This is a genomic window from Desulfosarcina variabilis str. Montpellier (assembly GCF_048565275.1).
GTDB classification, from domain to species: domain Bacteria; phylum Desulfobacterota; class Desulfobacteria; order Desulfobacterales; family Desulfosarcinaceae; genus Desulfosarcina; species Desulfosarcina variabilis.
Window position 1 is genome coordinate 6,100,269 of record NZ_CP159846.1, and the last position, 26,270, is coordinate 6,126,538.

Below are 26,270 nucleotides of genomic sequence, written 5' to 3' on the forward strand. Positions count from 1 at the left end.
GTCAGGTCCGCATGAAAATCAGCCTCAAAAAAGGCCGCAGCCAACGACGGCTGAAACAGAGAATAACAATGAAGGTTAGAAATTTGGAACGGCGGTTAAATACCCGGTTGCACGCCTGCGAAATAGTTCTTTCAGCTGGCTTCTTTAGCACACAGTGTATAATAACCATGCACACCACTTCAAGCATTTTTGTGCTCGATCAGGAACTGTCTGAGTGCCAGATCTTCAACCACCGACAAATTTTGAATCACGTTGAAAGATCCAGCTACGATGGGGTTAAATTTCCGCCGGCAGGAAAAGCATCGGGCAAGATTGTGACCGGCATCTTCCTTATGTCACAATCCAAACCGTATCCTTACGGGCCGTATGGACCACCTTGTTACTCACGCGGCCCATAAAAAACTCGCTGATTTCGGACAGCCCCCGCCGTCCCACAACGATGGTGGCCCATCCCCCATTGTGGGCCGCATCGACAATGGCTCCCGCACGACTCGAAATCCCCGTAACGGTTTTGGTGGAGATGTTGTCCGGATCGAATCCGCCTTCTTTCAGAATCTTGACCGGTTCAATGAGAACCGAATCCATTTCTTCCATCACATCCGCTTCGGAGGCTGCCAATTCGGGATGGAATCCGCCACGCACCGCATGTAACAGCCGTACCTTGTAATCTTTGAGCGGACCAAGCATATCGGCGACAAAGTGAACAGCCCGGGTGGCGCAGGGAGACCCATCCACGGCCACCAGTACCTTTTTATTGATCGGTTTAAATCCGGCAATGAGCAGGGGAACAAACGTCTGCTTCTCCAGCAGTTTCAGGGTGACACTGCCAATGATAATGTTTCGCAGCGCCGATGTGCCTCGACGGTGAACCAGGACAGCATCATATCCCTTTTGAGCCTCCGTGATGATGTCCCTGGCAATCCCCTTTTTGCGATTCTGGATCTTCACATCTACGGCAGTCTCGGCGTGCCCGGCGTCCAACAGCAGCTGTTTGGCATCATCCATGTACTTGCGAATTTTCTTCTTCTGCTCTGCCTCCCAGCTGCGTACATGAGCCACGACCTTGACACTCTTGGGCTCCTTTTCCAAATCGTAGTATGCCGTTGGAATACTTTTGTATACATGGAAAACAACGATCTTCATGCCCTTAAAGGCTTCTTCTTCTCCAGCGTAATTGACCGTCTGCATCGCATTTTCCGAACCGTCCACAGTCAACAGTAAACGTTTTTGTCTGGGTACCATGATTTTCCTCCTCTTCTCGGCCATGTGACCAAATCAATTGTTTTTGAAACAGTATAAGCGATCTGATCGCTGGGGTCAAAACAAGCTTGTTATTGACAGCAATTCTCGGTCAAAGAAAAGGGGTGTTGTGTGGAACTGGCAGTCCCCAAGGACGTTTCCAAAAAAGACCGTTGGTTCTTCACTAATGGTTGGGGTATTGCTGAGCAGCAGGAAACGACCGGTGACGAGTCTGTCCAAACCAAGCCTAAGGGCTCGCGCAATAATAACTTCACATTTTCAGCGCCCATCCATCCCGCTCAGCGGCGTTGCGAAAACACGGAATATGCCTGATATTCCTTTGTCTTCGCGCCTTGCTGAGCGGGCGCCTGAACACTGACAATTTGTGAATTTATTTTTGCGCGAACCCTAAGGGTGCTGGCAAAAAATAATTTTATTCCTGCTGAAAGGGCAGTTTCACGCTGAAGGTGGTGCCCTGCCCCAATTCGGATTCGACCAATATCTCTCCCTTGTGCTCCTCGATTAATTTTCGGGTGACGAGAAGTCCGAGTCCAGTTACCTTCGGGCCCTTTATACTGAAAAAGGAAGTAAAGGGGCACTGGGGGCACTAAGGTCGCCCATTAAAGTGCGGGTCACCAAATTAACCAATTGACATAAATAGATAAAAGGTGAAAAAATGATACATGGAAGTACCTTAGGCGACCACTTTTGGGGGTAAAAAACCTATTCTAAGCGAATATGAGCGATGGCACGCGCTTATCGACATTTTATACCGGGATATATTTGGCATATCACCCACCGATGCCATAAGAGAGATTTCCTTTTAAAATTTGCAAAAGATCGTAACCGAAGGAGTGGATATCATGAGATCCAGCATCCTAAGGACCGTTACCGATTGATCGATCACAATGCATTGCAAAGGTTTCTCAATGTGGATTCAGTTGAAGCCTTGGCCACATCCCACTCTGGATGGATATCCAGCCAGCTGAAAGAAAAACTGGAGCGTCAAAAACATTTCGTGGAAAGTATTGCTGTTGCTGGCGAACCATTTATCAGTAAGCTACAGACAATTCAGGGTATTAATGCTTGAGGTGTCTATCGATGAAACTGGGATACCAGTTGGAAAAGGAAGGTCGGATGCTGTCAAGGGATGAAGCCTACCAGCAGATTAGCTATAGTGCTTCGTTGTTCAAGCCAATCTTAAAATTCGTCGGAAAGAAATGAGGTGAATCAATGAGTTTCGGAATTAAAAGAAAGAAAAGGCTGACTGAATTCACAGTCAAGGAATACGGTATCAATGGTGGGTTGATGGCAATTCTTTTCCTTTTTGGCCTTTACCTGAGTTTGGGATTGTCAACTTTCGCAGCTGGGCTTTATATAATTTTATGGCTGGCATCCTATCCCATTATACATGCGACAACTTGTCGTCATTGTGTTTATTATGGGAAACAGTGCCCAGTGCCTTTGGAAGGCAACTGCTCACATCTGACATTTGACAAAGGAAACAATTTTGGCATTCTTGCCGGCCTTGGTGGGTTGTTGGCTTATTTCCTTCGAGTCTGCATTCCTTATGTAGCAATCTTTTATAGCGGATCAGTTTTGTTTTTTATCCTGTACACAGGAACAATTGGTATATTTTTCTATGTTCTTTTTTTTCATACAGGCTGTCCAAACTGCATTCAAACGAAGTGTCCCATGAACCCGGACTTCATTACCTAATTCTAAATATTTAACCATATCAGAGTCTTGGAGGTAAACATGGAAACATGTAAATTTAAGGATTTTATGATAGTGCTCGAACCTTGGCTTGACCGGGATTACATCCGAAAAGTTTTTCTGACCAAACAGGATCATTTGGTGCTCTTTTTCAGCGATGGTGGTCAAAAAGATTACTTGATAGACGACTGCAGTAAGGCCCAGCTAAAGGACATCCTTAATAAAATCCAAAAAAGGGGGATTACCGTTGAAAGGTCTCAATAGCTTAAGGGACATATCAGATAGGATTCCGCGAACGATTTGGCCTATGTTGCTCGGTTCAGGCATAATTTTTTCCGCCGGTGGTCAAAATATTTCTGCATCAGTGAAATACATTTGCGTCTCTTAAATCCCACATCGATCCTTTCCAGTTGCTGATGTAGCCGTTGTCATCACAGACCGGACACCTCCAGATAATTCTTTCATCTCGAGGGTCAAAATCGGCTTGGATTATTCCAGGGCATAGTTTCCGACCTGGACGCCTACGACAACGGACCTGGTATTCAGGCAGAGGGATAATTTCAGGGCTGGATGCCATGGCTACGATCGCAACCATATGCTCGGCCAATTTCCGAGCCGGCCCTTTGGGAGCAGCGATAGCCCCATTTTCATCAAGCATATGTTTCCAGATCGACTATCCAGGTATCACCCATTTACCGATATCTCCTGCTTGCTCATGTCCCTCTTGGGGCTGCGTAGAAATTTTTCCCGCCGACCAAAAGATATTGTTTTCGTCCATGTTAAAGGGCTTTTTAATGATAAGATCCCATAATACTTTGACGACAAGAGCGAAGGACACGTAGATACCCGCGAAAGAAACTTCGAGTGTGAAAACAAAGACGAACATTTGGGATGTGACATGGGAATCGATGTGGCTGGATAACCGAAAGGAAGGTGCCCTATGATTGGAACGGCAATTACTCTGATAACGCTGGGTTACTTCATTAACAGATGTATAGCTGGCCGGGAATCAGGAGCCTCATGTAAGATCTAAGGGCATGATAAACGGCAGAGCTTCGACAACGAAGGCAACAAAAATATTCCGGTGACATAACGGTTGAACGGGCAGAGCCTCTAACGGGGCTCTGCCTATTTTTTTGGATAGACCTTGCAGCATTGCCGGTCAGACCTTATATTATAGTCAAACCGGAGCAATGCAAAAGGACATGTTGTGGATGTCCAAGTGGTCACCATCTCCTCCGTGACCCTTTCCATGCACCCCTCAGCTCCGGTTCCAATTTTTATGTCGATTTCTTAAACAAGATAGGCATCAGACATCTTCATCAATACTGGTTTTTTCTGGCTATTTTTCCGGATTATAAAAATATACCGGACCACCCAAAGGCGGCCCGGGGAGGAGGAGAATAAGATGAACAAATGGTATTTATATTTTCGGACTCCCTGGTACCTGGACGGGGTCAGCAGAGTATCCGTTGTTTTGATTGTACAGTAGCACCCTATCCTTACCAAAAAATGATGCCAAGATTACCGGATGGTCATCAATATGCAGTTGTGCCTGAAAGGATTCCAATATCGTTTTGCAACAGGTGATCAAGGGCCAAGGACTGTTCATCTCTGAGTTGGCCATTGAACTTCACATCGATATTTTTGCCGCCATATGTTTTTTCGACAAGTCGAAGTTCGATTCCAAGTTCTTCCAGTACGGAGACCAACTCAGGCTCGCACCCTCTTGGCAACCCCAGGTACGCTTTTGTTTCATCAGCGCAGGAGATAACGCGCGGGTGTCCATAGGTCGGCAAACGCATGGCTTGTTGTTTGTAAAACATTGGGTTTTTAAAAGACGCGAGCCGTTTTAACCGATTCATCGCCTTTTGGGAGATACCCGCCTTTGGAATGAACAGCATATTTGCTCTGACGATTTCGATGCGCTTCGGAAAATCATTGCTGTGCAACGTGATTCTGGTTTTCGACGTTTCCCACGGTTTTTCCCCCTCTTCTTCATCCTGTTTCAATATGCCCAGTTCATTACCATCGCCAAGCTTGGAAACAACCCCTTCAATTCGGTTTTGAGAAATTCTTTGGATTGCGGAAAGAAATGCCCATTGGTCCGCATAGGACTGGAAATCCTCATCGATAAATTCACTATTGGACTTCTCTCTTGCCGTTTTCTGTAACGGCAATGCGATCAAATTACCCAATCCTCCTTTAGGCATGGTGTCCTGGCTGGGAAACAGCCGATCATAGGACTTAAATTGTATTTCATGCCTTTTGTTCATGGCCGTGGTAAGCAGGACCGTTCCTAATTTACGTGCCAAGGTAGCGGGAACAGGGGCTTCAAAGAAAAACCAAACATGTCCACCGTTGCCGGAACGTGACCGCTCAACGGCAACAGGCATAGAGCGTTCAAGGCAAACATTTCTGAAAACGGAAATATCGCTTTGCCAGTCTGCTTCGTCAAAATCAACGGCTAAGAAGTGGCATGTTTCATCCTGCAGCATGGGATAGACGCCAACCACGCTATTCCCTCTCAGATGATTTTCAATGGCATTTTGGTCCAGGACAGCATAGTCTTTGTTTTCACATTTTGAACAGGAAATTTTTGGCTTTTTGCACACGCCTGGCTGCCATTGATTCAGGCAAACCGGTGAATAGCCGGATGTTCCTTTGTTTTTGTTTTCCCATCGCTGCGCATAAACATCACTGCGGCCTTTGAAAAGCGACATAAAAAGATGAATTTTGGCGGAGGAATCCGACGTATGGTCAACAACTGATTTGAAATTATAGGCAACAGATTCCCCGCATGGTGTTTTTTCAACGATTTCTGTATTTTCAGAAGTCTTTGCGGGAGGCTTGGACGCCGATAGCTCCAGTTGAGCTCTTAAGCGGCTATTTTCTTTTCTTAATCGCTCCACCGCCTTCAATAAAACAGTATATTTTTCGAGCAGTTCCTTATAATCCATCTTTTTCTCAATTTGGGGCAAAACATGGGGTCACCTATTTGAAATTCAGAAATCCATACCGCTACTTTATTTCAACTGGCTTTATATTTCCCGGCCGATTGACCTTCACCGAATTGACCTGATTGGAAACCGGTACGCTTTTGAGCCGAGTGTATATTTGTTTATGGAGTAGATCTTGGAGTAGTCGGACATCCTGATTTTTCCGGTCAAGCCAAAGATCAAAGGCTTTTGGTTGCAGAATCACCGGCATCCTGTTATGGATCGGCATGACTGACGCACTGGCCTCTCTGGTGAGGATTGTCGCAGAGCGATACGGAATAGGCTCTTTCCCCTGATTGTCCCAAGTTTCCCAAAGACCTGCAAACGCAAACGGTTTTCCATCCGGTAAAGTCAGAAACATCGGTTGCTTGTTACCAGCCTTACCCGCCCATTCATAGAATCCATCTGCCAGGATCAGGCATCGTCGATTCTTAAAGGCCGTGCGGAAACTAGGTTTGGTAGCCACCGTTTCAGACCGTGCATTAATCATTCTGCTGCCGATGGTGGTGTCCTTCGCCCAAAAGGGAACGAAACCCCAGTGTAATTTTTCCAGGTGATTCTTTTCGTCATGGCGAGTAATGGCGAGGATTTCTTGTGTGGGAGCAACGTTGAAATTTTCCGTTACCTCGAGGTTCGCCACATCAATGGGGAAATAGTTCATCAAGTCTTTTAGTGGTCTAAAACCAACAAAACGGCCGCACATATCAGCCTCCATTCAACTTTTGTGCCCCTTACTGAATCCAGGTCAGGATGACGGTCCCAAATACTACGCCAATCATTCCAAACAATCGGTTTGCCTGCTCTGACACGCTGTTTAAGTACCAATCCAGCATTTGGCTATAAATTTTCTTTGGGTTGGTGAAAGCGACGACAGCCTCAGCAGCAGCCAACAGGCCAATTATCCTGAACACCCACGGATGCGTGGTTGCTGAAGCAGACATCAGAAACAGAAGTGCGTAAACCGCCGGAATGGCAGACAGGTACTTGAGCTGGTATGTGTTGAACATGCCTTTCATAGCGTCAACGGATTCCTTAGTGTAAAGGATCAGGTAAGTACAAAGGGCGATGTGCCCGAAACCAAGCAGATAAACAATCACTTTCATGTTGGTAGGCTCCTTTTATAAAACGGTGCCGCGGCTTCGATCGCGTCGATGATTTGCTGATAACCTGTACATCGGCACAAATTCGGAGAGATGGCCTTACGGATCTCTTCACGCGTCGAGTCGGGCTTTTTCAGCAAAATTGCATGCGCGCGAAGCACCATTCCGGGTGTACAAAAACCGCATTGAATGGCGCCCATGTCGATAAACGCCTGCTGGATGGGGGCAAGGGTGCCGTCGGAAACGGCCAACCCTTCTATGGTCAGGACGGATTTATCGGCGATATCCTGCACCTTGCGTTGACACGACACCACTGGTTGTAGGTCAACCAACACCGTACAGGCCCCACACAGGCCTTGATCGCAACCATTTTTCGCCCCCGTGAGGTCCATTTTTTCTCTTAAAAATTCCAGAAGGCTCCTATCCAACCAATCAGGGTCAATGTTCACAAGTTGGCCGTTAATGGTCGATTCCATTATTGCACCTCCACTTTGATCGGCAAGGACGTGGGGCGTTTTCCGGTTGCCCGATAGATGGCATTGGCGATGGCCGGCGCCATCAGTTCAAGGGTTGGCTCACCGATACCTTTTGCTCCGCAAAGGGATGTGGGGTCAGGGTTTTCGATGATGATCCCGGTCATCTCGGGAAGGTTTTTCGCCCGGGGGATTCGATACGTATTGAAATTCAAGCTGGTGACGGCCCCGTTGGCGCTCTGCAGGTCTTCATGGAGCGCATATCCGATGCCTTGCGTCATGCCCCCGTAAAACTGCCCCAGGAGCATGGGCGGGTTGACGGCCTTGCCGACATCGTGAGCAGCCACGGCGTTGAGCAAGGTGACGGTGCCGTTTTTGGGGCTCACCGTCAATTCCACCGCCTGACAACCATAAACCCAGGTAAAATAGGCATTTCCTGAACCCGTTGCCTCATCCCAAGAGACATCCGGCGCCTTGAAGGTCCCGAATTGATACGGATAAACGCGGGATCGAAACATATGGGTCAATGCCGCTTCAAAGGAGATGCTTTGATCGGTATGGTCTACATACAAACGATCATCTTTGAAAACGATCGCTTCGGGTTTGCAGCCGAGTTTGGGCGCCACGATCTTGGCCATGAACCGTTTCAGGCGCATTGCGGCATCCACGACGGCACTGCCCCCCATGATCGTGCCCCGGGAGGCGACGGTCGTGCCACCGTCAGGGATATTGGCGGTCGACGGCTGCCGATAGCGAATACGCTCCTTACTGACACCGAGTTCATGGGCCAGGATCATGATCATGGCGGTTTCCGCACCCTGGCCGTTTTCGTGCACGGCCGCCTCGAGCAGGATCGCCCCATCGAACTGCACGTTGACAACGGCCGAATTGAAATCCATTCCCTCGGCGCCCAGGCTGACGCCGCGGTAGCTCATGGCAAGCCCGATGCCATACCAGCTTCCATCGTCACGTTTACCGTGAGAACAACGCAACAGTTTCTCCTCATAATTGATCTCATTCATCACCGCATCGAGCACCTGCTCCATGCTCACCGTGTGATTGTCCAGCACCTGGCCGGTGATGGTGATGCTGCCGTTGCGAACCATATTTTTGCGTCGAAATTCGATGGGTGAGATGTTCAGGCGTTCGGCAGCCATGTCCACCAGTTGTTCGACGGCAAAATTGATCTGTGGTGATCCGAAACCGCGAAACGCACCGGTGAATACGTTGTTCGTATAGACACCGTAGGTATCGCAGTGAACGTTTGCGACGCTGTAGGGCCCGCAACACTGGACCGTGGAGCGCCAGGTCACCCACGGCGTAACCGAGCAGTAGGCGCCGGCATCCGCTACGCTGCGAACCTTCACCGCCTTGATGGCCCCGTCCTTCCCGAGCCCCATCTTGTAGGTCATACGATAGGGATGCCGTTTGTAGCTTTCGCGCATGGACCACTCCCGGTCATAGGTCATTTTGACCGGTCGGCCGGTGATATGGGCCGCCAGAGCAGCCCGGGCGCAAACCAGTGCGGCCGTGTCATCCTTGCCGCCGAAACCGCCCCCCATGGGAATCGTCTTGACCTCCACATCACTGAGCGGCACCCCTAAAATAGCGGCGGTAAAGCGCCGGGTACTGAAGGGATGCTGCATACTGCCGTAAACCTCCATGACACCGTCGGGGCGCGGGATGCACAGGGCGGACTCCGGTTCCATATAGGCATGCTCGACATGGTGGGTGCGAAATTCCTGTTCGATAATGAGATCCGATTCGGCAAAGCCCTTTTCAACGTCGCCCCGACGAACTTTATGGTGATTGATGATGTTGCTGCCATGATCCGGGTGAATCAAGTTCGCATCCGCTTGCATGGCCGCCTCCGGGTCTGTGACCACAGGCAGTTCGTCGGCCACCACCGTAACCATTTTTGCAGCGGCCTTGGCGGTTTCTCGGTCATGGGCGACCACAATGGCCAGCACATCGCCGCAGGTGCGCACGGTCGTGTCCGCCAGCATGGGATAGTCTTTGAGAATCTGGCCGAAACGGTTCGATCCGGGAATCTGTTTGGCAGTGATCACACTCACCACACCGGGTTGTTTTTCAGCCAGGTCCGTGTTGATGGATCGTATGCGGGCATGCACGGTTGCACAGTAAACCGGAACGGCGTGGAGCATGCCATGCACTTTCAGATCGTCGGTGAATTTGGCCTTGCCCGTGACCTTGGCAACGGCGTCATTGCGCCATGCGTTAGGTACCGATGGATTCATCGCCTTTTCTCCTCGACTGGGGTAATCTAAACCCCAGCGTTGCAAAAGTCGGAGGGCTTCAGAGCCAAGGCGCCAAGGATGAAGCCGTAATAATTTACTGCGATCCCTTGGCAACGCCGGATCTGGAGCTCTCCGGCTTTCCCGAAGGGTAAAAAAGATGGAGAAACATCGAACTGATCCTGGAATAAACCGTACCAATATACTCTATAGATTCAAAGCCCATAACTGTTTTCGATGTTTTCTCCATCTTTTTAATGCAACCTGGGGGTAAACGGTGCCATTGCCTGCACAGCCTCAAACAATATTGCCATGCGGGCCGCATCTTTTAAATCGAACGATTCTGTCGCACTGTTTTTGAATTCTACCTGCCGTGCCGAGTAATCGATGTTCAAGATGGCGTTGATCGATTCATTCTCATAGGTGTACCCATCGGCGTTGCTTTCGAGTACCGCGTGCATTTGATCATTCTTGAATTCCAGTCGGTTCTCTGCGCTAAATCGATAGCCCAACCGAGCCGAGTCAAAACTTTCTTTGGTCAGGTGAAACTTGGGTTTGTCCTGATAAGGGGCACCGCTGGTGGGACAAAAAGTAGCGCAGTTACCGCATTCATTGCAATAATCGCCGATATTTAAAATCTGATAGGGTTGTTTGATGCGCTCGGTTTTCACGTCCTTGATCTCGACCCCACGCGTCCCCTTGACGGCCTGCTGGACCTTGAATTCAACCGGCTCCATTTCAAACTCCAGATTGGCGCGATTGGGGCAGACCGACACGCAGACACTGCAAATCTCATCACATTGTAAACAGCGGGCGGCTTCCGCCTGGGCCGTGGCTTCATCCAGCGTTTGGATGACCATCCCAAACCCAAAACGTTCACCCGGATCAATTTCGGGCCGCACCGCCCCCGGCTGTCTTCGTGCCTTTAGTCTGCGCAGTGCCCTAAGATCGGGTGTCTTTATCAAGGGACGATCAGCAACCGGGTCGTCCTTTCCTGCCCGCCGGGCGATTGAATCGGCTGCAGCCTTTCCGTCGGCAATAGCCTTGATCAGCGTCGAGGGACCCCGAACCGCGTCACCACCGGCGAAGACCGTTGCGATCTGCGTCTCATGGGTGGCTGGATTGATCTCAAGCTTACCTTCCGGAAAAAAATCCACGTTTATGCGTTGACCGATGGCCGAGATGACACTGTCCACATCCAATTCGAATTCGGACCCGTCGATCTTGATGGGTCGGGGCCGACCGCTTGAATCCTTTTCCCCCAGCTTCATCCGAAAACAGACATTGGACGTTACCCGGCCGTCTTCCATCAGCATGCACTCGGGGGCAGTCAATTCAACCAGTTTGACGCCTTCATCGATCATGGCCTGGACCTCTTCGGGGGCGGCGGGCATCTCCTCGCGGGTACGCCGGTAGATTACGCTCACGTCTCCGTCCGGCCCGACCAGTCGCTTTGCCGTTCGCGCGGCATCCACGGCCGAGTTGCCGCCACCGATGACGGCCACCCGCTTTCCCAGCAATGGTGTTGCTCCGCGGCGCACAGCACTGAGGAATTCCAGTTGATCCATTACACCGTCGGCGTCTTCTCCGGGAATACCCAGTGCGACACCCTCTTGGGCGCCAACCGCAACATAGAGATAGTCAAACGTTTTTCTCATATTCTCGAAGGCTGAACGATCCATGGCCGCGCCATAGTGCATGGTAACGCCCAAGGCCATAATGGCATCAATGTCTTTGCGAATACTTTTCTCATCCAAACGGAACGTGGGAATCGCATCCGAGGCCCAGCCCCCGGCAATTTGCTTTTTCTCGAAGATCTCGACGTCGAACCCCCGCAAGGCCAAAAAATACGCGCATGACAACCCCGAGGGGCCGGCACCGATGATTCCCACCCGGATACCGTTGGACGAAGCGGGTTTCAGTCGGGCACCATCGTCGGCGGCCTGAGCGACAAACCGCTTGATCTCTCTGATCAATAAGGGGGCGTCGTAATTGGCCCGCGTACACTTGGTTTCACACCTGTGATCGCACACCATCCCCTGAATGTTGGGAAAAGGATTGGTTTCAAGAATCACTTGCAATGCCTTGGCATAGTCTCCCTTGGCGGTGTAGTACATATAGCGGGGGATATCTTGACCTGCCGGACAGGCGGCCATGCAAGGGGCGCCGATGCAATCGAAGGCGTCCAGTTGCCGATGGGTCTTGATGGAGTCGAAGGGAAATCGTTCTTTTTTATATGCCGCCGCTTCCACCGCCTCGGCAGCATATTTTTTCAACCTTGACCATCCGGCTTGCGTCGGATCCTGTTTTGTATCACTTTGCGCGATGATGAAGTCATCGATCGTTTTAACGTTCGCAGCGCTGAATGCATCGCGGAGTTTTTCCAGATATTGGGACAGACGACCGTATCCACCGGGTTTCAACAAGTCGGAACATACGCTAATGGGTTTTAGATTACAGGCCAACACATCGGAAACATTGGCATAGTCGATTCCCGCGCAAAACGAGATGTCCAACGCCCCTTGAAACGCATCCTGCAGACGGGCGGCCAGATTGATGCTGATCGGATGGAGTGCGCGACCACTCATGTAAACCATCTGCTCGGTTTTAGGCAGATTCTGGTCCTTGTTTTGGATTTCGAGCGTGTTGGTCAGTTTGATAGTGAAGCCAACGCCAACGTTTTCCGCGCTTTTTAAAAGCGAGCGGATCAGAGTGATCCCGTCGGGATACTTCAGGTCGTGATCGAAAGCCAGATCAGGAACTTTGATTTTATAGCCAAGCTTCTCGTTGAGGATTTCGCGAACCCGCTCCGCTCCCAGCAGGGTGGGATTCAACTTGATCGTCGTGTGAAGGTTGCGTTCTTCAACGAGGTAACGGCCGATTTTTTCAATCTCGTCGGGCGGACACCCGTGCATGGTGGACACTGTGACATTATTTGAGATGCAATCGGCAATGGGCAACGCTTTGACGCGGGGATAGAAAGTGGCAAGACGTTCGATCTTTTCGGCCTTTGCTTCGGCGCAGTCCGCCATCCGATCCAAGAATCGTTGAACCGTGGGGCTGAGAATTCCTTCCAGGTTATACCCCACGCTCATGTTGAAGATGAAACCGGGCTCATCAGGGGAGCCCCAGCCGAATTGATCCTTGAGAATGTGCAGCACAATCCAGGCATTGAGGTATTCATCGAAGGATTGATCGAGCGTCAACTCCTGGGACCATTCACAATTATAGCCTTCATCGGCCATATCGATGCACGGTTTGGTCACCGTCAGTTCATCCAGCACCTGAACGGTTTTCAATTCCAGATAGCGGGCACCGGTCAGCCAGGCGGCAATCAGATTTTGAGAAAGCTGCGTGTGCGGTCCGGCGGCCACGCCCAGCGGGGTTTCCAATAGCTGCCCATACCGTTGCATCCGAAACGGATCCGCAGCATTGGGCACAAAGAACAGATCCTTGGGAATGCCAAAAATCTGCCCCCGCCGTTCGTCTTCCAGAATCCATTTCACCAAGGTCTCGATATTGCAGCCCCACAGTTTATCACTTGGCATGGGTCCCTCCTTGATTGGGTCTATGGAGAACCGCCCGTTTGCGGCGGATGTATTGTCCCCACCCCTTTTCCACCAACAGCGCTTCCTGCTGGACCACGACGCGGCCGCGCACAATGGTAACGACCGGCCATCCGCGAACGCGTCGACCTTCGAAAGGAGAGTAGTCGGCATTTTGACGAAGGATATCGGGCGTGATTGTTTTTTCCAGGTTGGGATCCAGGATCACCACGTCTGCATCCGCTCCCGGCGCCAGGTTTCCTTTTTGCGGGAAAAGCCCCATCAGCCGAGCAGGCGCGGTGGAAACGACGTCCACGAAGCGATTGAGTGAAATCCGCCCCGGCAGCACGCCTTCGGAGAAAAGCAGGGCAAGCCGCGTCTCCACACCGGGCACACCGCCTGGACAGCGGCTGAAATCATCCTTGCCCTGGGCCAATTTGTCGGCGAAGCTGAACGAGCAATGATCCGTGGCCACGACGTCAATGCTCCCCCTGGACAGGCCCTGCCAAAGCGCCGCCCTGTCCGCAGCCTTGCGGGCCGGCGGAGCCATGATGTATTGGAGGCCTTTATGATCAGGCGTTACATAGCAGGCGTCTTCCAACAGCAGATGCTGGGGGCACACCTCAGCAACAACCGGAAGTCCCCGGTCTCTTGCCGATTCAATGATTTCAAGTCCGGCTTGGGTGGACAAGTGGACGATGTAAACGGGTACATCTCCCACTGCCTCGGCCAAAGCAATGATGCGATAGACAGCCTCGGCTTCACAATATGGCGGCCGACTCAACGCATGATACTTGGGTGAGTGTTTTCCCTCGGCGATGAACCGGCGGCATAAGAAATCGATGATGGCATGGTTTTCAGCGTGGAACGCGGCTAACACGCCCGCGGTTTTTGCACGTGCCAAGACGCTCAGGATTTGCTCATCGGTCAGGCGACCGGCATAGGTCAGGTAGATCTTGGCGCTGGACACGCCATGCGCCATGAGGGTTTCGATGTCGTCCAGGATCTGCTCGGACACATGCTGAAAGACCCCGTGAATGCCGAAATCGACCACGCAGGCGCCGGCGGCTTCCTTTTGATACGCCCTCACCTGGTGCAATAACCCGCAGCCGTCGGGTCCGAAAGCGGGATGTTCCACCACACAGGTGGTGCCGCCAAACGCCGCCGCAGCCGACCCTTCGTAAAAACCGTCGCAGACTTTGTTTTTGCCCACGGTCAGGTTCAGGTGGGTATGCGCGTCCACGCCCCCCGGCATGACAATCATCCCGCCGGCATCGATTACATGAGCACCCGGGCGTGTTATTGCCTCGCCCAGGCGGGCGATCACGCCATCGGCGATAAGCAGGTCACCCTCAAAGGAGTCCTCGGCAGTGACCAGCAAACCGTTTTTTATCAGAATATCCGGCATGGGGTTTATCCGTTCTTTGGATTAAGAGGCTGTTTGAAAAGTCTGGATCAGGCCCGCTAACGGATTTATCAAACAGCCTCTTACATTTTTTCCCAAAGTTTACGGCCCATCTCCCTGGCCTGGGCCAGCACAGCTTGTTCGTCCACGGTAACCACCTGCCGTTTTTCGACCAGCAACCGTCCCTGGCAGATGACGCTCTCCACATGGCGTGCATCGATTCCGTAAACAAAGTGTCCTAGAAAGTTATCCCGGGTCAGATCGGTGGGGGTGTCATAATCTAAAATGACCAGGTTGTTGTCGCCATCTCCATGGCCGCCGACCTTGCGAATATATCGATGGACGTTCCGAAAACGACGGTAAATGTCGTCGAATCCGATGCCTTCAGTCGCCTGCCCCACGAGAAAAGCGGCCTTGGCACTTCTCAGCATATCACCGTGCATGCCGTCGGTCCCCAGCATGATGGTGTCGCTCAGATCAGTGTATCGACCTACTCCTACGTTGTTGTTCTGGTTGCTTTCCACATTTTGAACCACCCAGACACCGGAATTGCCCAACAGTTCCCTCTCATGCGCCGACAAATGAATACAATGGGCAAATATGGATTTCTGAAGCTCAAGCACACCGGCATCTTTGAACCGTTCAATCACGCGTTTGCCGTATTTGGCCGTTGCATCGTCCTGATCGGCCCTGTCTTCGGCCACATGGACGTGTATCCCCGTGTCGTGCCGGCGGGCCAGATCCACCGCTTTTTGCATCAGTTCGTCACCCACGGTAAATGACGCGTGCAGCCCGACATGGCCCTGGTGACCGGCAGACAGAAAACAATCGGTCTCAGCCAGGCCCTCCGCCATGGGACCTTGACCATCCCGGTCGGAGAGCTCATAGCAGAGCATGTGCGCGATTCCGACCCGGTCGAACGCCTTGGCGATCGTGGACAACGAATCTGTAATGGCAAACGGCGAGGCGTGGTGATCGATAACGAAAGTGACACCGTTTTTGGCGCAATGAATGGCCGCAGCCAACGCACTGGCCTCGATCATCTCAAGATCCAGGCGTTTGTCGATGTGCCACCAGACGTACTGGAGAACTTCGGTGAAATTGCCTGGAATCTTGCGGGGGGCGGGCATGCCCCGCGCCAACGTGGAGTAGATATGGTGATGACCGCAACCAAAAGATTTGGTCACCCATTTACCCTTGCAGTCGAGAACCCGATCCTCGGCAGTGAGGGCATCTTGATCCGGTATGGAGGCCGACAGGCGGATGCCTTCCTTGGGCCCCGAATTGATGGCAATGTTGGAGCGGCTGATCGTCAGGTCTTCCCAATCGATAAAAGTGGCATCCTTTAAGTATAAAGTCATCGTGTGATCCTTAGAGACTGTTTGAGAAGTCTGGATCAGGTCCGATAACAAGGCGGAAAGTGGCTCTAAAGCGGAGCATATATGGAATATGTGAGCATTTTGAGACAATTTCCAACGCCGTTAGCGGGCCTTAGACGGATTTATCAAACAGGCTCTTGGCTTGGCTGCCGACAACATGCCATCGAGCACGTCCGCAGGGTGCTTGACTTTGCTCAGAAGAATCATGGCGGCAATGATGTAAGGTTTATAGCCGGCCTGCATATACACGGAGGCGCGATAGCGCTCGAACACACTGGCCTGAACTTCACCGTTCTTGCAGCTTACTCCGGTGATGTCTGCAGGCAGACAATGCATATACAGGGCACTTGCCTGATGCGTGGTGGACATCAGCGATTCGGTACATTCCCAATCCTTGAAATCAGCGTTTTGGGCGAGCAGCTCTTTTTCCAGTGTCTGAATGCCATCGACATCGCCCTCCTCATAAAGTGCTGTGCGCTCTTCCATGGCGGAAAACGGTGCCCAGCTTTTGGGGTAGGCAATATGTGCGCCGTTGAAAGCCTCAGCCATGGAATTGGTTTTGGAGAACCGGCCCCCACCCTCGGCTGCATTTTTTTTGGCGACCGCCTCTACTTCCTGCATCATCTCATACCCTTCTGGATGCGCCAGCACGACGTCCATGCCAAAGCGGGTCATCAGTCCAATCACGCCCTGGGGCACGGAAAGCGGTTTGCCGTATGACGGGCTATAGGCCCAGGTCATGGCCAGCTTTTTGCCTTTGAGATTTTCCACGCCGCCGAAATGGTGAATCAAATGCAACATGTCGGCCATGGTTTGTGTCGGGTGGTCAATGTCGCACTGCAGGTTGATTAGTGTGGGACGCTGCTCAAGCACACCGTCCAGATATCCTGCGTGCACCGCCTCGGCCACCTCACGCATGTAGGCATTGCCCTTGCCGATGTACAGGTCATCGCGGATACCAATAACATCGGCCATAAACGAGACCATGGTGGCGGTTTCGCGCACCGTTTCACCGTGGGCCACCTGGGATTTGCCCTCATCCAAATCCTGGACTTCAAGCCCCAGCAGGTTACAGGCGCTTGCGAAGCTAAAGCGGGTGCGGGTGGATTGATCGCGAAACAGCGAAATCCCCAACCCACTGTCAAACAGGCGACTGGAGATGTTGCGCTCCCGAAGACCGCGCAGAATATCGGCCACAAGAAATGTGGCGTTGACTTCCTGGTCGCTTTTTTCCCATGTCAGCAGAAAATCGTTCAGGACCATATCCCCGCATTCAAGCTGATCAAGCTTACCGATAAGCCGTTTGATTTGGGTGATGTCCATTTTTTTCTCCTAATTCCCGATCCTAAAGTACATAGGGCGGCAAACCGGATTTTATTTTCCCAACATTACCTTTTCCAAATAAATCGTCGGCAATGCAGCATAAAAAGCCGCGCAGCGGACAAGGTCGGCCTTCCAGGTTTTCTCATTGGGTGCATGGGCCTGAGCCTCTTTTCCGGGTCCGAACCCAATGCAAGGGATTCCAAGCAATCCCATGATAGACACACCGTTGGTGGAAAAGGTCCATTTATCGACGCGGGGGTCTTGATCGAACAGACGCCGATAGGTGGCCACGGCCGCCTGGGTCACCTCGTGGTCTTCCGGCAATATCCAAGACGGAAAATAGCAATCGGTGGAATAGACCAGGCCCGTATAGGCGGGTTTGTCGTAATGATACAGGCAGACGTGGGCCTTGGCATCAATGACGGCGGGGAGGTCGCGGATCTGTTGCAGCGCCGACTCCTTATCTTCTCCGGCGGTCAGACGACGATCGATGGAAATATTACAGCCGTCGGCAACAGCACAGCGGGAAGGTGAGGTGTAGAAAATCTCAGAAACCGTCAGCGATCCGTTGCCTAAAAATGCATCGGTTTTCAGACGGGTATGCAATTGTTCCAGCTCCCCCAGGATACGTCCCATCCTGAAAATAGCATTGTCCCCTCGCTCAGGCGCACTGCCGTGGGCACTGACTCCTTTGACGTCGACCTTGATCTCCATGCGCCCGCGCTGGCCGCGATAGATGCCGCCGTCGGTTGGCTCGGTAGAAACCACAAATTCGGGTTTCAGGCCAAGTTCTTTGACGATATACTGCCAGCACAACCCATCACAGTCTTCCTCCTGAACCGACCCGACGACAACCAGCGTGTAGTCGCCCGTTAGCCCCAGGTCCTTGATAATCTTCCCGGCATAAACCATGGACGCCATGCCCCCTTCCTGGTCGCTGGCCCCCCGCCCGCCGATGGTCTCCTCGTCTTCAAATCCCTCATAGGGATCGAACTCCCAATTGTCGGGGTTGCCCACGCCCACGGTATCGACGTGTGCATCCATGGCAATCACGTGCTTGCCGTGCCCGATCCTCCCGTGCACGTTACCCATGGGATCGATTTCAACCGTGTCGAAACCGACCCGTTCCATCTCTTCCTTAATCCGCAGAACGACCTTTTCCTCATCGCCGCTTTCACTGGGGATGCGAATCATATCCCTTAAAAAAGCACTCATCCGGGACTTGTATGCTTCGGCCAGGGCATTAATTTTTTTAAAATCCAATTGAGTCAATATCTTCTATCTTCTTGAGGTAAAATCGGCATTTATTTAGCGTTTCGAAAAGCGGTATAATACAGGTTAAGGTTCCGGCAAATGCAGCGCAGGGTATTTGCCATACCAAAGAATTTCTCGATAATTGATGGGATCCGTCGCACCCTCGGTGTTGAAAAACAGTAATTTCGAGTCCGGTCCAATCCCCAGCGCTTGCTTTACTTTTTCAAAAGCACGGTGGTTGAGCAACAGGTCAATAAGACCAATGCCTACCGAACCGGATTCACCCGCCTCCACGGGTAGGTCTTCGCCCATGGGATTGGCCAGGATACGAATGCCGTTGGCGGCCACGTAGTTGTCACAACAAACGTAACCAGTCGTAAAATTCCTGAGAATTTCCCAACCCATCGGGTTCGGCTCGCCGCAGGCCAGACCGGCCATGATTGTAGTAAGATCACCGGTAACCGCATGGGGCCGGCCGTCTCCAGCGATAGCTGAGGCGAAAATACAAGCGGCGTTGTTGGGTTCCATAATGATAAATGCAGGCGGTCGTTCACGATAACGATTGACCAGGTATCCGACAACCGCGCCCGACATGGACCCGACCCCGGCCTGAACGAAAACATGGGTCGGCGCTGCTTTTTGAGCGGCCATCTGATCCACGGTCTCCTTGCCCATGGTCATATAGCCCTGCATGATCCACAGCGGGATTTCTTCGTATCCCTGCCAAGCCGTATCTTGAATCATATGCCAGCCGTTTTTTTCAGCCATGCCGTTGGCCAGGCGCACGGCATCGTCGTAGTTCAAGTCCGTCACTTCCACTTTGGCTCCGTGGGCCCGAATCGTTTCAACGCGGGACGGAACAGTACCCTTGGGCATGTAAATCACGGCGTCCTGGCGGAGCTGCTGCGCGGCCCAGGCAATTCCGCGACCATGGTTGCCGTCCGTGGCAGTGGTTAGGGTGATGCGGCCGATGCGTTGACGTGCCTCATCGCTGGTCAAGTAGGGAAAATCTGTTTCCGCTAACCTTATCCCCAGTTTTTGACAAATCAATTGGGCTACTGCATAGCTACCCCCCAACACCTTAAACGCCTTGAGATCGAATCGAGTGGATTCATCTTTAACGAAAATATCTTCAATCCCCCACGTCCGTGCCAATCTTTTGAGTGATATCAGCCGAGTGGGCTCGTAGCCTGGGAGCTGCCGGTGGAAACGAAGTACCTTTTCGGCGATTTCCTCTGAAAAGGCTTGCGGCGCGTTGCCGTTTTTTGGTTTTTGGATGAAGGATTGAAAGTTATAGTTTAAGATTTCCGTCAGCATAAAATATTTAAAGCACTAAAATAAGATCATATCAATGAAAAATTAACGATTGCCACTATGTGTAATTATCCACTATAATTGAAAAAATGTGTTAATCTCGACGGCAGTGCCGACCTCACCGACAGGGGGTCCCCATGATCCGCTTCATCCTAAATCGCGATCTTGTTTCCACCGATCTCGGGCCCGGCGTATTACTCTTGGATTATTTGCGGCGGGAATGCCGCCTCACCGGGACCAAGCAAGGCTGCCGTGAGGGCGACTGCGGTGCGTGCAGCGTGCTGGTGGGCCGGCTTACGGATGATCGGGTGCGGTATCGCTGCGTGGCCGCCTGCCTGATGCCCCTGGGTGAACTGCACGGCAAACACGTGCTGACCATCGAGGGCATCAACCTGAAGAGCCTGTCACCGGTTCAGCAGAACATCGTGGATGCCGGAGCGACCCAGTGCGGATTCTGCACGCCGGGTATCGTCATGGCCATGACGGGATTTCTCCTGGATAGCCCATCGCTCTGCCTGGCCGATGCAATGACCGCGCTGGACGGCAACATCTGTCGGTGTACAGGCTATGCCTCCATCCGCCGTGCCGTTCAAAACCTCGTCGACGGCCTGGCGCCTTTTCCGGCCGAGCCAATGCGGCGCCTGACACATCTGGTCCAGGCCGGCTATCTGCCCGCCTATCTGCTGGAAATGCATCAGCGTCTGGCGGCCATTGAACCCGTCACCAGGTTGCCTGCCGAGGGTGGCGTGCCGGTGCCCGTTGGCGGCGGCACGGATCTGTTCGTTCAGCGCCCTGACCGGTTAACCCGCCAGCCCCTGGTATTTCTCCACGATGATGCACGCCTTTCGGGCATCATCGTCGATAACAAACATATCCGTATTGGTGCCGCGACCCCGATCGAAGATCTCAAAGCCGATGCCCTACTCAATCAGATATTCCCTTTCTGGCGGAAGGCTCTGGATCACATGGCCTCGACGCCCATCCGCCATCGCGCCACCTTGGCGGGAAACATGGTCAACGCCTCCCCCATCGGCGATTTGACCATCATCATGCTGGCCCTGGGAGCCAGGCTGACCATTCGCGGTCCCCACGGCACCCGCAGGCTTGCCTTGGAAAAATTCTATCACGGATACAAATCCGTCGATCTGGCTGCGGATGAGTGGATCACGGAAATTGCCTTTGCCCGTCCATCTTCACAATGCCGTTTCAACGTCGAGAAAGTCTCACGTCGCCAACGGCTGGACATTGCCAGTGTCAACACCGCCATCGCCCTGGAAACAGACGGGAAACGAATCACAAACGCCCGGATTTCCGCCGGCGGGGTGGCGCCGATACCGCTTCTGCTGACCAAAAGCGCGGCCTGGCTGTTGGGCCAACCCGTTTGTTCTGAAACCCTGGCCGGATTGATAGATATTGTCGATTCGGAAATCGCGCCCATCGACGACGTGCGAGGCTCGGCCCGGTACAAGCGTCGCCTGCTGGGCCGATTGATGGTTGCCCATTTTAAGGCGTGTTTTCCAAAACTGGATCTTAAGGGATGGCTGCCATGAGCAGAACTGATTCCTATTCTCACGTGCGTGCCGAATCGCCTTTCGTGGACGATCTTCCCGAGCCGCGAGGGACCCTGCATCTGGCTGTTCTCGCATCACCCACGGCCCACGGGATTGTGCGTGGGCTGAAGATCGATGCTGCCCTGGCAGCGCCAGGCGTAGCAGGCGTTTTGACGGCATCGGACATCCCCGGAGAGAATCAGGTGGGAATCATGGCCGATGATGAACCCTTGCTGGCCGTGGATCGGGTTCATTACGTGGGCCATCCCCTGGCCATCGTCGCCGCCGACACCCCTGCCCGGGCTCGCCAGGCACTGGCCCGCATCGAGGTGGCAATCGATCCACTGCCGGCGGTCTTCGATCCGCGCCAAGCCGCGGCCAAAGGCGATCTTCTCACTCCACCGCGGACGGTCAGCATGGGTGACGTGGATGCGGTATGGGCCCAATGCACCACCATCGTCAGCGGACGCGTCGACACGGGTGCCCAGGCCCATGTTTATCTGGAAACCCAATCGGCTCTGGCCATTCCCCAACCCCGTGGCCGGATGCACATTTTCGCCAGCACCCAATCCCCATCCACCGTGCAGCGCACCGTCGCCCAGGTGTTGGGGTGCCCCATGCACGCCATTGCAGTGGAGGTGGGCCGCGTGGGCGGCGCTTTCGGCGGCAAGGAAGCACAGGCCACACCGTGGGCGGCAATGGCTGCCCTGGCCGCTCACCGGCTGCAACGACCGGTCAAGCTGGTGTTGGATCGTAAAGCGGATATGCAGATGACCGGTAAGCGTCATCCCTATTCCAGCGATTATCGCCTGGGATTGGATGCCGATGGTCGGTTTCTGGCATTCCAGGCCACCTATTACCAGAACGCAGGCGCATTCACCGATCTTTCCCCTGCCGTTCTTGAGCGCAGCCTGTTTCACGCCACCAACAGTTACGCAATTGCCAATGTTCGGGTTTCCGGCAAAAGCTGCCGTACGAACCTGCCGCCATTTACGGCATTTCGCGGTTTCGGCGCCCCCCAGGCCATGGTCGTCATCGAGGCGGCCATTGCAGCGGCGGCCGAGAAAACCGGCATGCCCACCTGGACCCTTCAGCGGAAAAATCTGCTTCGGCCTGGTACGCCATTTCCTTATGGCATGCATATGGACGGTGATGCCACGCGCCGTAGTTTTGATGCAGCCGTATCACAATTCGATCTCGAATCCCGGTATGCCGAAAATCAGCAACGCAACCAAGCCTCACCGTTTGTCAAACACGGTTTGGCCGTCATGCCGGTCTGCTTCGGTATTGCCTTTACGACCACCATGCTGAACCAGGCGGCGGCCCTGGTGCACATCTATAATGACGGTAGCGTCAGTGTCAGCACCGCGGCGGTCGAACTCGGACAAGATGTGAATAGAAAACTGCGAACTATCGTGGCGACGGCCCTGGGGATTGACCGGGAACGGATTCAGATTGAAAGCACGAGCACCATGCGGGTGGCCAACACGGCGCCCACGGCAGCCAGCACCGCAGCCGATCTGAACGGAACGGCGGCCCGGATGGCGTGTAAGACCCTGCGCTCACGCCTGACAACCCTTGCCGCCGAGCTTGAAGGCGTTCCGGCCACACAGATCACCATCCGCGAAGAACGGATCTGGATCGGTGATCAGCCCGGTTCCCTGACCTGGACAGATCTGGTACAGACCGCCCATAGCAATCGGATCGATTTGTCCGCGCACGCCTTTTACGCCACCCCCAACCTGCACTATGACCGTCAGCAGGAAAAAGGCCGACCATTTGCCTACCATGTCTGCGGCACCGCCGTGATCGAAGCCCGGCTGGACGTCATGCGCGGCACGGCATCCATCGAATCCGTTCAGATTGTCCACGATGCCGGACGCAGTCTGGACCTGTTGGTGGACCGCGGCCAGGTGGAGGGGGCTGTCGTCCAGGGTATCGGTTGGTGCACCATGGAAGAAGTCGTCTATGATGGAGACGGGCGGCTGCTGTCGGATACCCTGACCACCTACAAAGTGCCCGACATTTACTCGGCGCCTGAAAAATTCGAAGTGGTCTTTTTCGAGGAAGGCGCCAAATCCGGCGGCGTCATGGACAGCAAGGCTGTTGGGGAGCCACCGTTCATGTACGGCATCGGCGCCTTTTTCGCTATCCGGGCTGCCATTCGCACCCTCCGCGACATCCCATCCGACCGGATCCAGGCACCGCTGACCGGCGAACGGATATTACGGCTTCTCGACGGTGAATAGGTGATTGCTGCACGGTCCCAGCAATCTTCAGCCCCCCGGCCCCAGGAGGGCCATGGCAGATCCAGAAAAAAACACCACCCTCCCCCCTCCCTTGCGCGACCTAAACTTGTTTTTAAAATATTCCCTTTTCTCCATCGACTAGACCACTTGATCAACACCGGCTTTTCCCCTATGTCCTGAAAATCACGCATTTGGAAATTGCAATTTCGCCACCGCCTGATTTAAAATAGGTACCACTTCCAGCAAATAAAGAAAGTCACCTGATGAATGATAAAAAGAAAGCCAAACAGGCCGTCCCGGGCAAGGCCAAAGCACCGGCCAGACGGGTGAAGAAAACCAAATCAACCTCAAAGGCGGTCAGGCATTTTCCCATCGTCGGCCTGGGCGCTTCGGCCGGCGGCCTGCAGGCCCTGAAAAGTTTCTTCAGTCATGTGCCCGAAAAGTGCGGCATGGCCTTTATCGTCCTGGTCCACATGACCCCCAAGCAGCCCAGCATCATGCCCGATCTGCTGCAGAAAGTGACCGTCATGCCGGTGGAGACCGCCCAGGACGGTCAAGTCATCGAAGCCGATCACGTTTACGTAATCCCGCCGGATAAGGAGATCAGTGTCTTCCGCGGCAAAATCCAGCTCCTGGATGTGGTGGAACGGCACTCCACATTGTCCATTGACGCGTTCCTGCGATCACTGGCTCAGGACCAGGGCTCCCGGGCCGTAGCCGTGGTGCTGTCCGGCACCGGTACGGACGGCACCCTGGGCATCAAGGAAATCAAGGCCAACGACGGACTGGTGCTGGTTCAATCGGAGATCTCGGCCGATTACGACGGCATGCCCCGCAGCGCCATCACCACCGGCCTGGTCGACATCATCCTGTCCCCCGAGGAGATGCCGCACCGGCTCACCCAGTATTTTGCATTGCATCCCGTTACGTCCAAGCCCCCCCTTGCCAAAAGCGACCAGCGGACCTGGCTGTATAAAATTTTCGGCATCTTACGTTCTCAGATCGGACACGATTTTTCACAGTACAAGCTCAACACCCTGCTGCGCCGCATCAACCGCCGCATGGGTCTCAACCAGATCCAGGACCATGAGCAATACATCAACCTGCTGCGGGGAAACCTCGAGGAAGTGGAGGCCCTTTTTCGCGAACTGCTCATCGGGGTAACCAATTTCTTCCGCGACCCGGAATCCTTTGTTCCACTACACCCTGCGCCCCGACGGGGTCCTGGTGCTGGGTTCTTCGGAAACCATCGGCAGTTTTTCGAACCTGTTCGACATATTGGACAAAAAGTGGAAGATCTTTCGGCGGATCGAGATTCCCGAGGAGCTGCGCCAGCAGATCGAATTTCCCAGCGGCCCCTCCACCACCGACATAGCCCTGGCCAACGGCAAGCTGGTACCGACCGAGGAACCCAAGATCAACCTTTCCCTGATCACCCAACGGGCCATTCTCGAGCAATTTGCGCCCACGGCGCTTCTTGTGGATGCCAGGGGGACGATTCTGCATGTTCAGGGTCGCACCGGTAAATACCTGGAGACCCCCAGCGGTCCGCCCACTCACAATATCCTGGACATGGCCCGGCAGGGGCTGCGCTTTGAACTGTCCTCGGCCCTGAGGGCCGCCAAAGCGTCTAATCAGGCTGTGACCCATAAAAGGAAGAGCTGCAGTCGCTCAACGAAGAACTGCAGACGGTCAACGCCGAACTCCAAAGCAAGGTAGAGGAGCTGTCCGCGGCCCATGACGACATGCGCAATCTGCTGAACAGTACGGAGATCGCCACGGTTTTCGTGGACAACAGCCTGCGGGTCAAACGCTTCACCCCCCAGGCCACGGCCATCATCAACCTCATCCAGACCGACATCGGCCGGCCCCTGCAACATGTGTCCACCAACCTCGCCAATACGCATATGATCGCCGACCTGGAAACGGTCCTGAAAAACCTGACCCCCCAAAAGGCCGAGGTGCAGACCAACAGCGGAGACTGGTTTAAAATGCACATCATCCCCTATCGCACCACGGACAACCGAATTGACGGCGCCGTACTCACCTTCACCGTCATCAATGAGGAAAAGCAGGCCCAGGCGGTCCTGACCACCTCTAAAACGGAGATGGAACAGGCCTGGCAGCTGGTGCGCAATGTCTTCGACATGAACGAAGATCCCATGGCCGTGCTGGACGCCGAGGGCAAAATCGTCCTGGCCAATGCGTCCTTTGCCCGGTTGATCAACCTGCCCGAGGAAAAAATCGCCGGGCTGGATGTGTTCGACATTAACAACGGGTTGCTGGCGGCCACCGACTTGAAGTCCCGCCTGGCCGAAGCAGCCGAAAAAAAGAAGGATTTTACCATCGCCGCCAAGGAGATCACGCAGACCGACGGGGCCGACAACTATTTCATCAACGGGCGGATCATCCGCATCGACGATGCCCAGCCCTACCGGATCCTATTACAATTTATGAAAAAAATATAAG

At 53.4% G+C, this 26,270-nt stretch carries 19 protein-coding genes and 1 pseudogene; 7 read left to right on the plus strand and 13 right to left on the minus strand.

The window, feature by feature from the left end:
- Positions 1-330 precede the first annotated feature (330 nt).
- Positions 331-1,242 carry a universal stress protein gene (locus Dvar_RS27485; protein ID WP_419656336.1) on the minus strand — a complete coding sequence of 304 codons (912 nt, stop codon included), beginning with the start codon at positions 1,240-1,242 and terminating at the stop codon, positions 331-333.
- Between the two features lie 129 nt (positions 1,243-1,371).
- Between Dvar_RS27485 and Dvar_RS27490 the strand changes: the two genes are divergently transcribed.
- On the plus strand, positions 1,372-1,572 hold the full coding sequence (locus Dvar_RS27490; protein WP_419656337.1) for a hypothetical protein: 201 nt from the start codon (positions 1,372-1,374) through the stop codon (positions 1,570-1,572).
- Positions 1,573-1,672: 100 nt separating this feature from the next.
- Here the strand turns inward: Dvar_RS27490 and Dvar_RS27495 are convergent.
- A pseudogene (locus Dvar_RS27495) lies at positions 1,673-1,819 on the minus strand (ATP-binding protein); the annotation flags it as partial.
- A 315-nt stretch (positions 1,820-2,134) separates the two neighbouring features.
- On the opposite strand from Dvar_RS27495, the gene Dvar_RS27500 reads away from it, so the two are divergent.
- Both Dvar_RS27500 and Dvar_RS27505 read left to right on the plus strand, forming a co-directional pair.
- Positions 2,135-2,329, plus strand: coding sequence for a hypothetical protein (locus Dvar_RS27500; protein ID WP_419656338.1), 195 nt, complete (start codon positions 2,135-2,137; stop codon positions 2,327-2,329).
- Positions 2,330-2,472: 143 nt separating this feature from the next.
- The gene (locus Dvar_RS27505) at positions 2,473-2,958 is read left to right on the plus strand and encodes a hypothetical protein (RefSeq protein ID WP_419656339.1); all 486 of its coding nucleotides are present in this window, start codon (positions 2,473-2,475) and stop codon (positions 2,956-2,958) included.
- Between the two features lie 1,535 nt (positions 2,959-4,493).
- Here the strand turns inward: Dvar_RS27505 and Dvar_RS27510 are convergent.
- The 11 genes from Dvar_RS27510 to dpaL all read right to left on the minus strand — a co-directional run bounded on the left by Dvar_RS27510 (position 4,494) and on the right by dpaL (position 20,005).
- Complete coding sequence (locus tag Dvar_RS27510) at positions 4,494-5,915, minus strand: TOTE conflict system archaeo-eukaryotic primase domain-containing protein (protein ID WP_419656340.1); 1,422 nt, start codon at positions 5,913-5,915, stop codon at positions 4,494-4,496.
- Between the two features lie 61 nt (positions 5,916-5,976).
- Positions 5,977-6,657: an SOS response-associated peptidase gene (locus Dvar_RS27515; RefSeq protein WP_419656342.1), complete on the minus strand. Its 681-nt coding sequence runs from the start codon at positions 6,655-6,657 to the stop codon at positions 5,977-5,979.
- Between the two features lie 28 nt (positions 6,658-6,685).
- On the minus strand, positions 6,686-7,057 hold the full coding sequence (locus Dvar_RS27520) for a hypothetical protein (RefSeq protein ID WP_419656343.1): 372 nt from the start codon (positions 7,055-7,057) through the stop codon (positions 6,686-6,688).
- Positions 7,054-7,530, minus strand: coding sequence for a (2Fe-2S)-binding protein (locus Dvar_RS27525; protein ID WP_419656344.1), 477 nt, complete (start codon positions 7,528-7,530; stop codon positions 7,054-7,056). Before Dvar_RS27525 ends, Dvar_RS27520 begins: the two co-directional genes overlap by 4 nt.
- A complete protein-coding gene (locus tag Dvar_RS27530) occupies positions 7,530-9,785 on the minus strand; it encodes a xanthine dehydrogenase family protein molybdopterin-binding subunit (protein ID WP_419656345.1) in 2,256 nt (751 codons plus the stop codon). Before Dvar_RS27530 ends, Dvar_RS27525 begins: the two co-directional genes overlap by 1 nt.
- A gap of 251 nt (positions 9,786-10,036) precedes the next feature.
- Positions 10,037-13,330, minus strand: coding sequence for a putative selenate reductase subunit YgfK (gene ygfK, locus Dvar_RS27535; RefSeq protein WP_419656346.1), 3,294 nt, complete (start codon positions 13,328-13,330; stop codon positions 10,037-10,039).
- Positions 13,320-14,735 carry a dihydropyrimidinase gene (gene hydA, locus Dvar_RS27540; protein WP_419656347.1) on the minus strand — a complete coding sequence of 472 codons (1,416 nt, stop codon included), beginning with the start codon at positions 14,733-14,735 and terminating at the stop codon, positions 13,320-13,322. The genes ygfK and hydA overlap by 11 nt, the downstream gene beginning before the upstream one ends.
- Before the next feature lie 80 nt (positions 14,736-14,815).
- Entirely contained in the window at positions 14,816-16,093 is a 1,278-nt protein-coding gene (locus Dvar_RS27545; protein WP_419656348.1) for an amidohydrolase family protein, read from the minus strand.
- Between the two features lie 120 nt (positions 16,094-16,213).
- On the minus strand, positions 16,214-17,434 hold the full coding sequence (gene ygeW / locus Dvar_RS27550; RefSeq protein WP_419656349.1) for a knotted carbamoyltransferase YgeW: 1,221 nt from the start codon (positions 17,432-17,434) through the stop codon (positions 16,214-16,216).
- A 51-nt stretch (positions 17,435-17,485) separates the two neighbouring features.
- Entirely contained in the window at positions 17,486-18,697 is a 1,212-nt protein-coding gene (locus Dvar_RS27555) for a YgeY family selenium metabolism-linked hydrolase (protein ID WP_419656350.1), read from the minus strand.
- Positions 18,698-18,772: 75 nt separating this feature from the next.
- The gene (dpaL, locus tag Dvar_RS27560; RefSeq protein ID WP_419656351.1) at positions 18,773-20,005 is read right to left on the minus strand and encodes a diaminopropionate ammonia-lyase; all 1,233 of its coding nucleotides are present in this window, start codon (positions 20,003-20,005) and stop codon (positions 18,773-18,775) included.
- A gap of 134 nt (positions 20,006-20,139) precedes the next feature.
- Between dpaL and Dvar_RS27565 the strand changes: the two genes are divergently transcribed.
- From Dvar_RS27565 to Dvar_RS27580, 4 genes are all read left to right on the plus strand, one after another.
- On the plus strand, positions 20,140-21,552 hold the full coding sequence (locus Dvar_RS27565; RefSeq protein WP_419656352.1) for an FAD binding domain-containing protein: 1,413 nt from the start codon (positions 20,140-20,142) through the stop codon (positions 21,550-21,552).
- Positions 21,549-23,801, plus strand: a complete 2,253-nt coding sequence (locus tag Dvar_RS27570; RefSeq protein ID WP_419656353.1) for a molybdopterin cofactor-binding domain-containing protein — start codon at positions 21,549-21,551, stop codon at positions 23,799-23,801. The genes Dvar_RS27565 and Dvar_RS27570 overlap by 4 nt, the downstream gene beginning before the upstream one ends.
- Before the next feature lie 263 nt (positions 23,802-24,064).
- A complete protein-coding gene (locus tag Dvar_RS27575) occupies positions 24,065-25,327 on the plus strand; it encodes a chemotaxis protein CheB (RefSeq protein ID WP_419656354.1) in 1,263 nt (420 codons plus the stop codon).
- A 219-nt stretch (positions 25,328-25,546) separates the two neighbouring features.
- Positions 25,547-26,269: a PAS domain-containing protein gene (locus tag Dvar_RS27580; RefSeq protein WP_419656355.1), complete on the plus strand. Its 723-nt coding sequence runs from the start codon at positions 25,547-25,549 to the stop codon at positions 26,267-26,269.
- Position 26,270 lies beyond the last annotated feature (1 nt).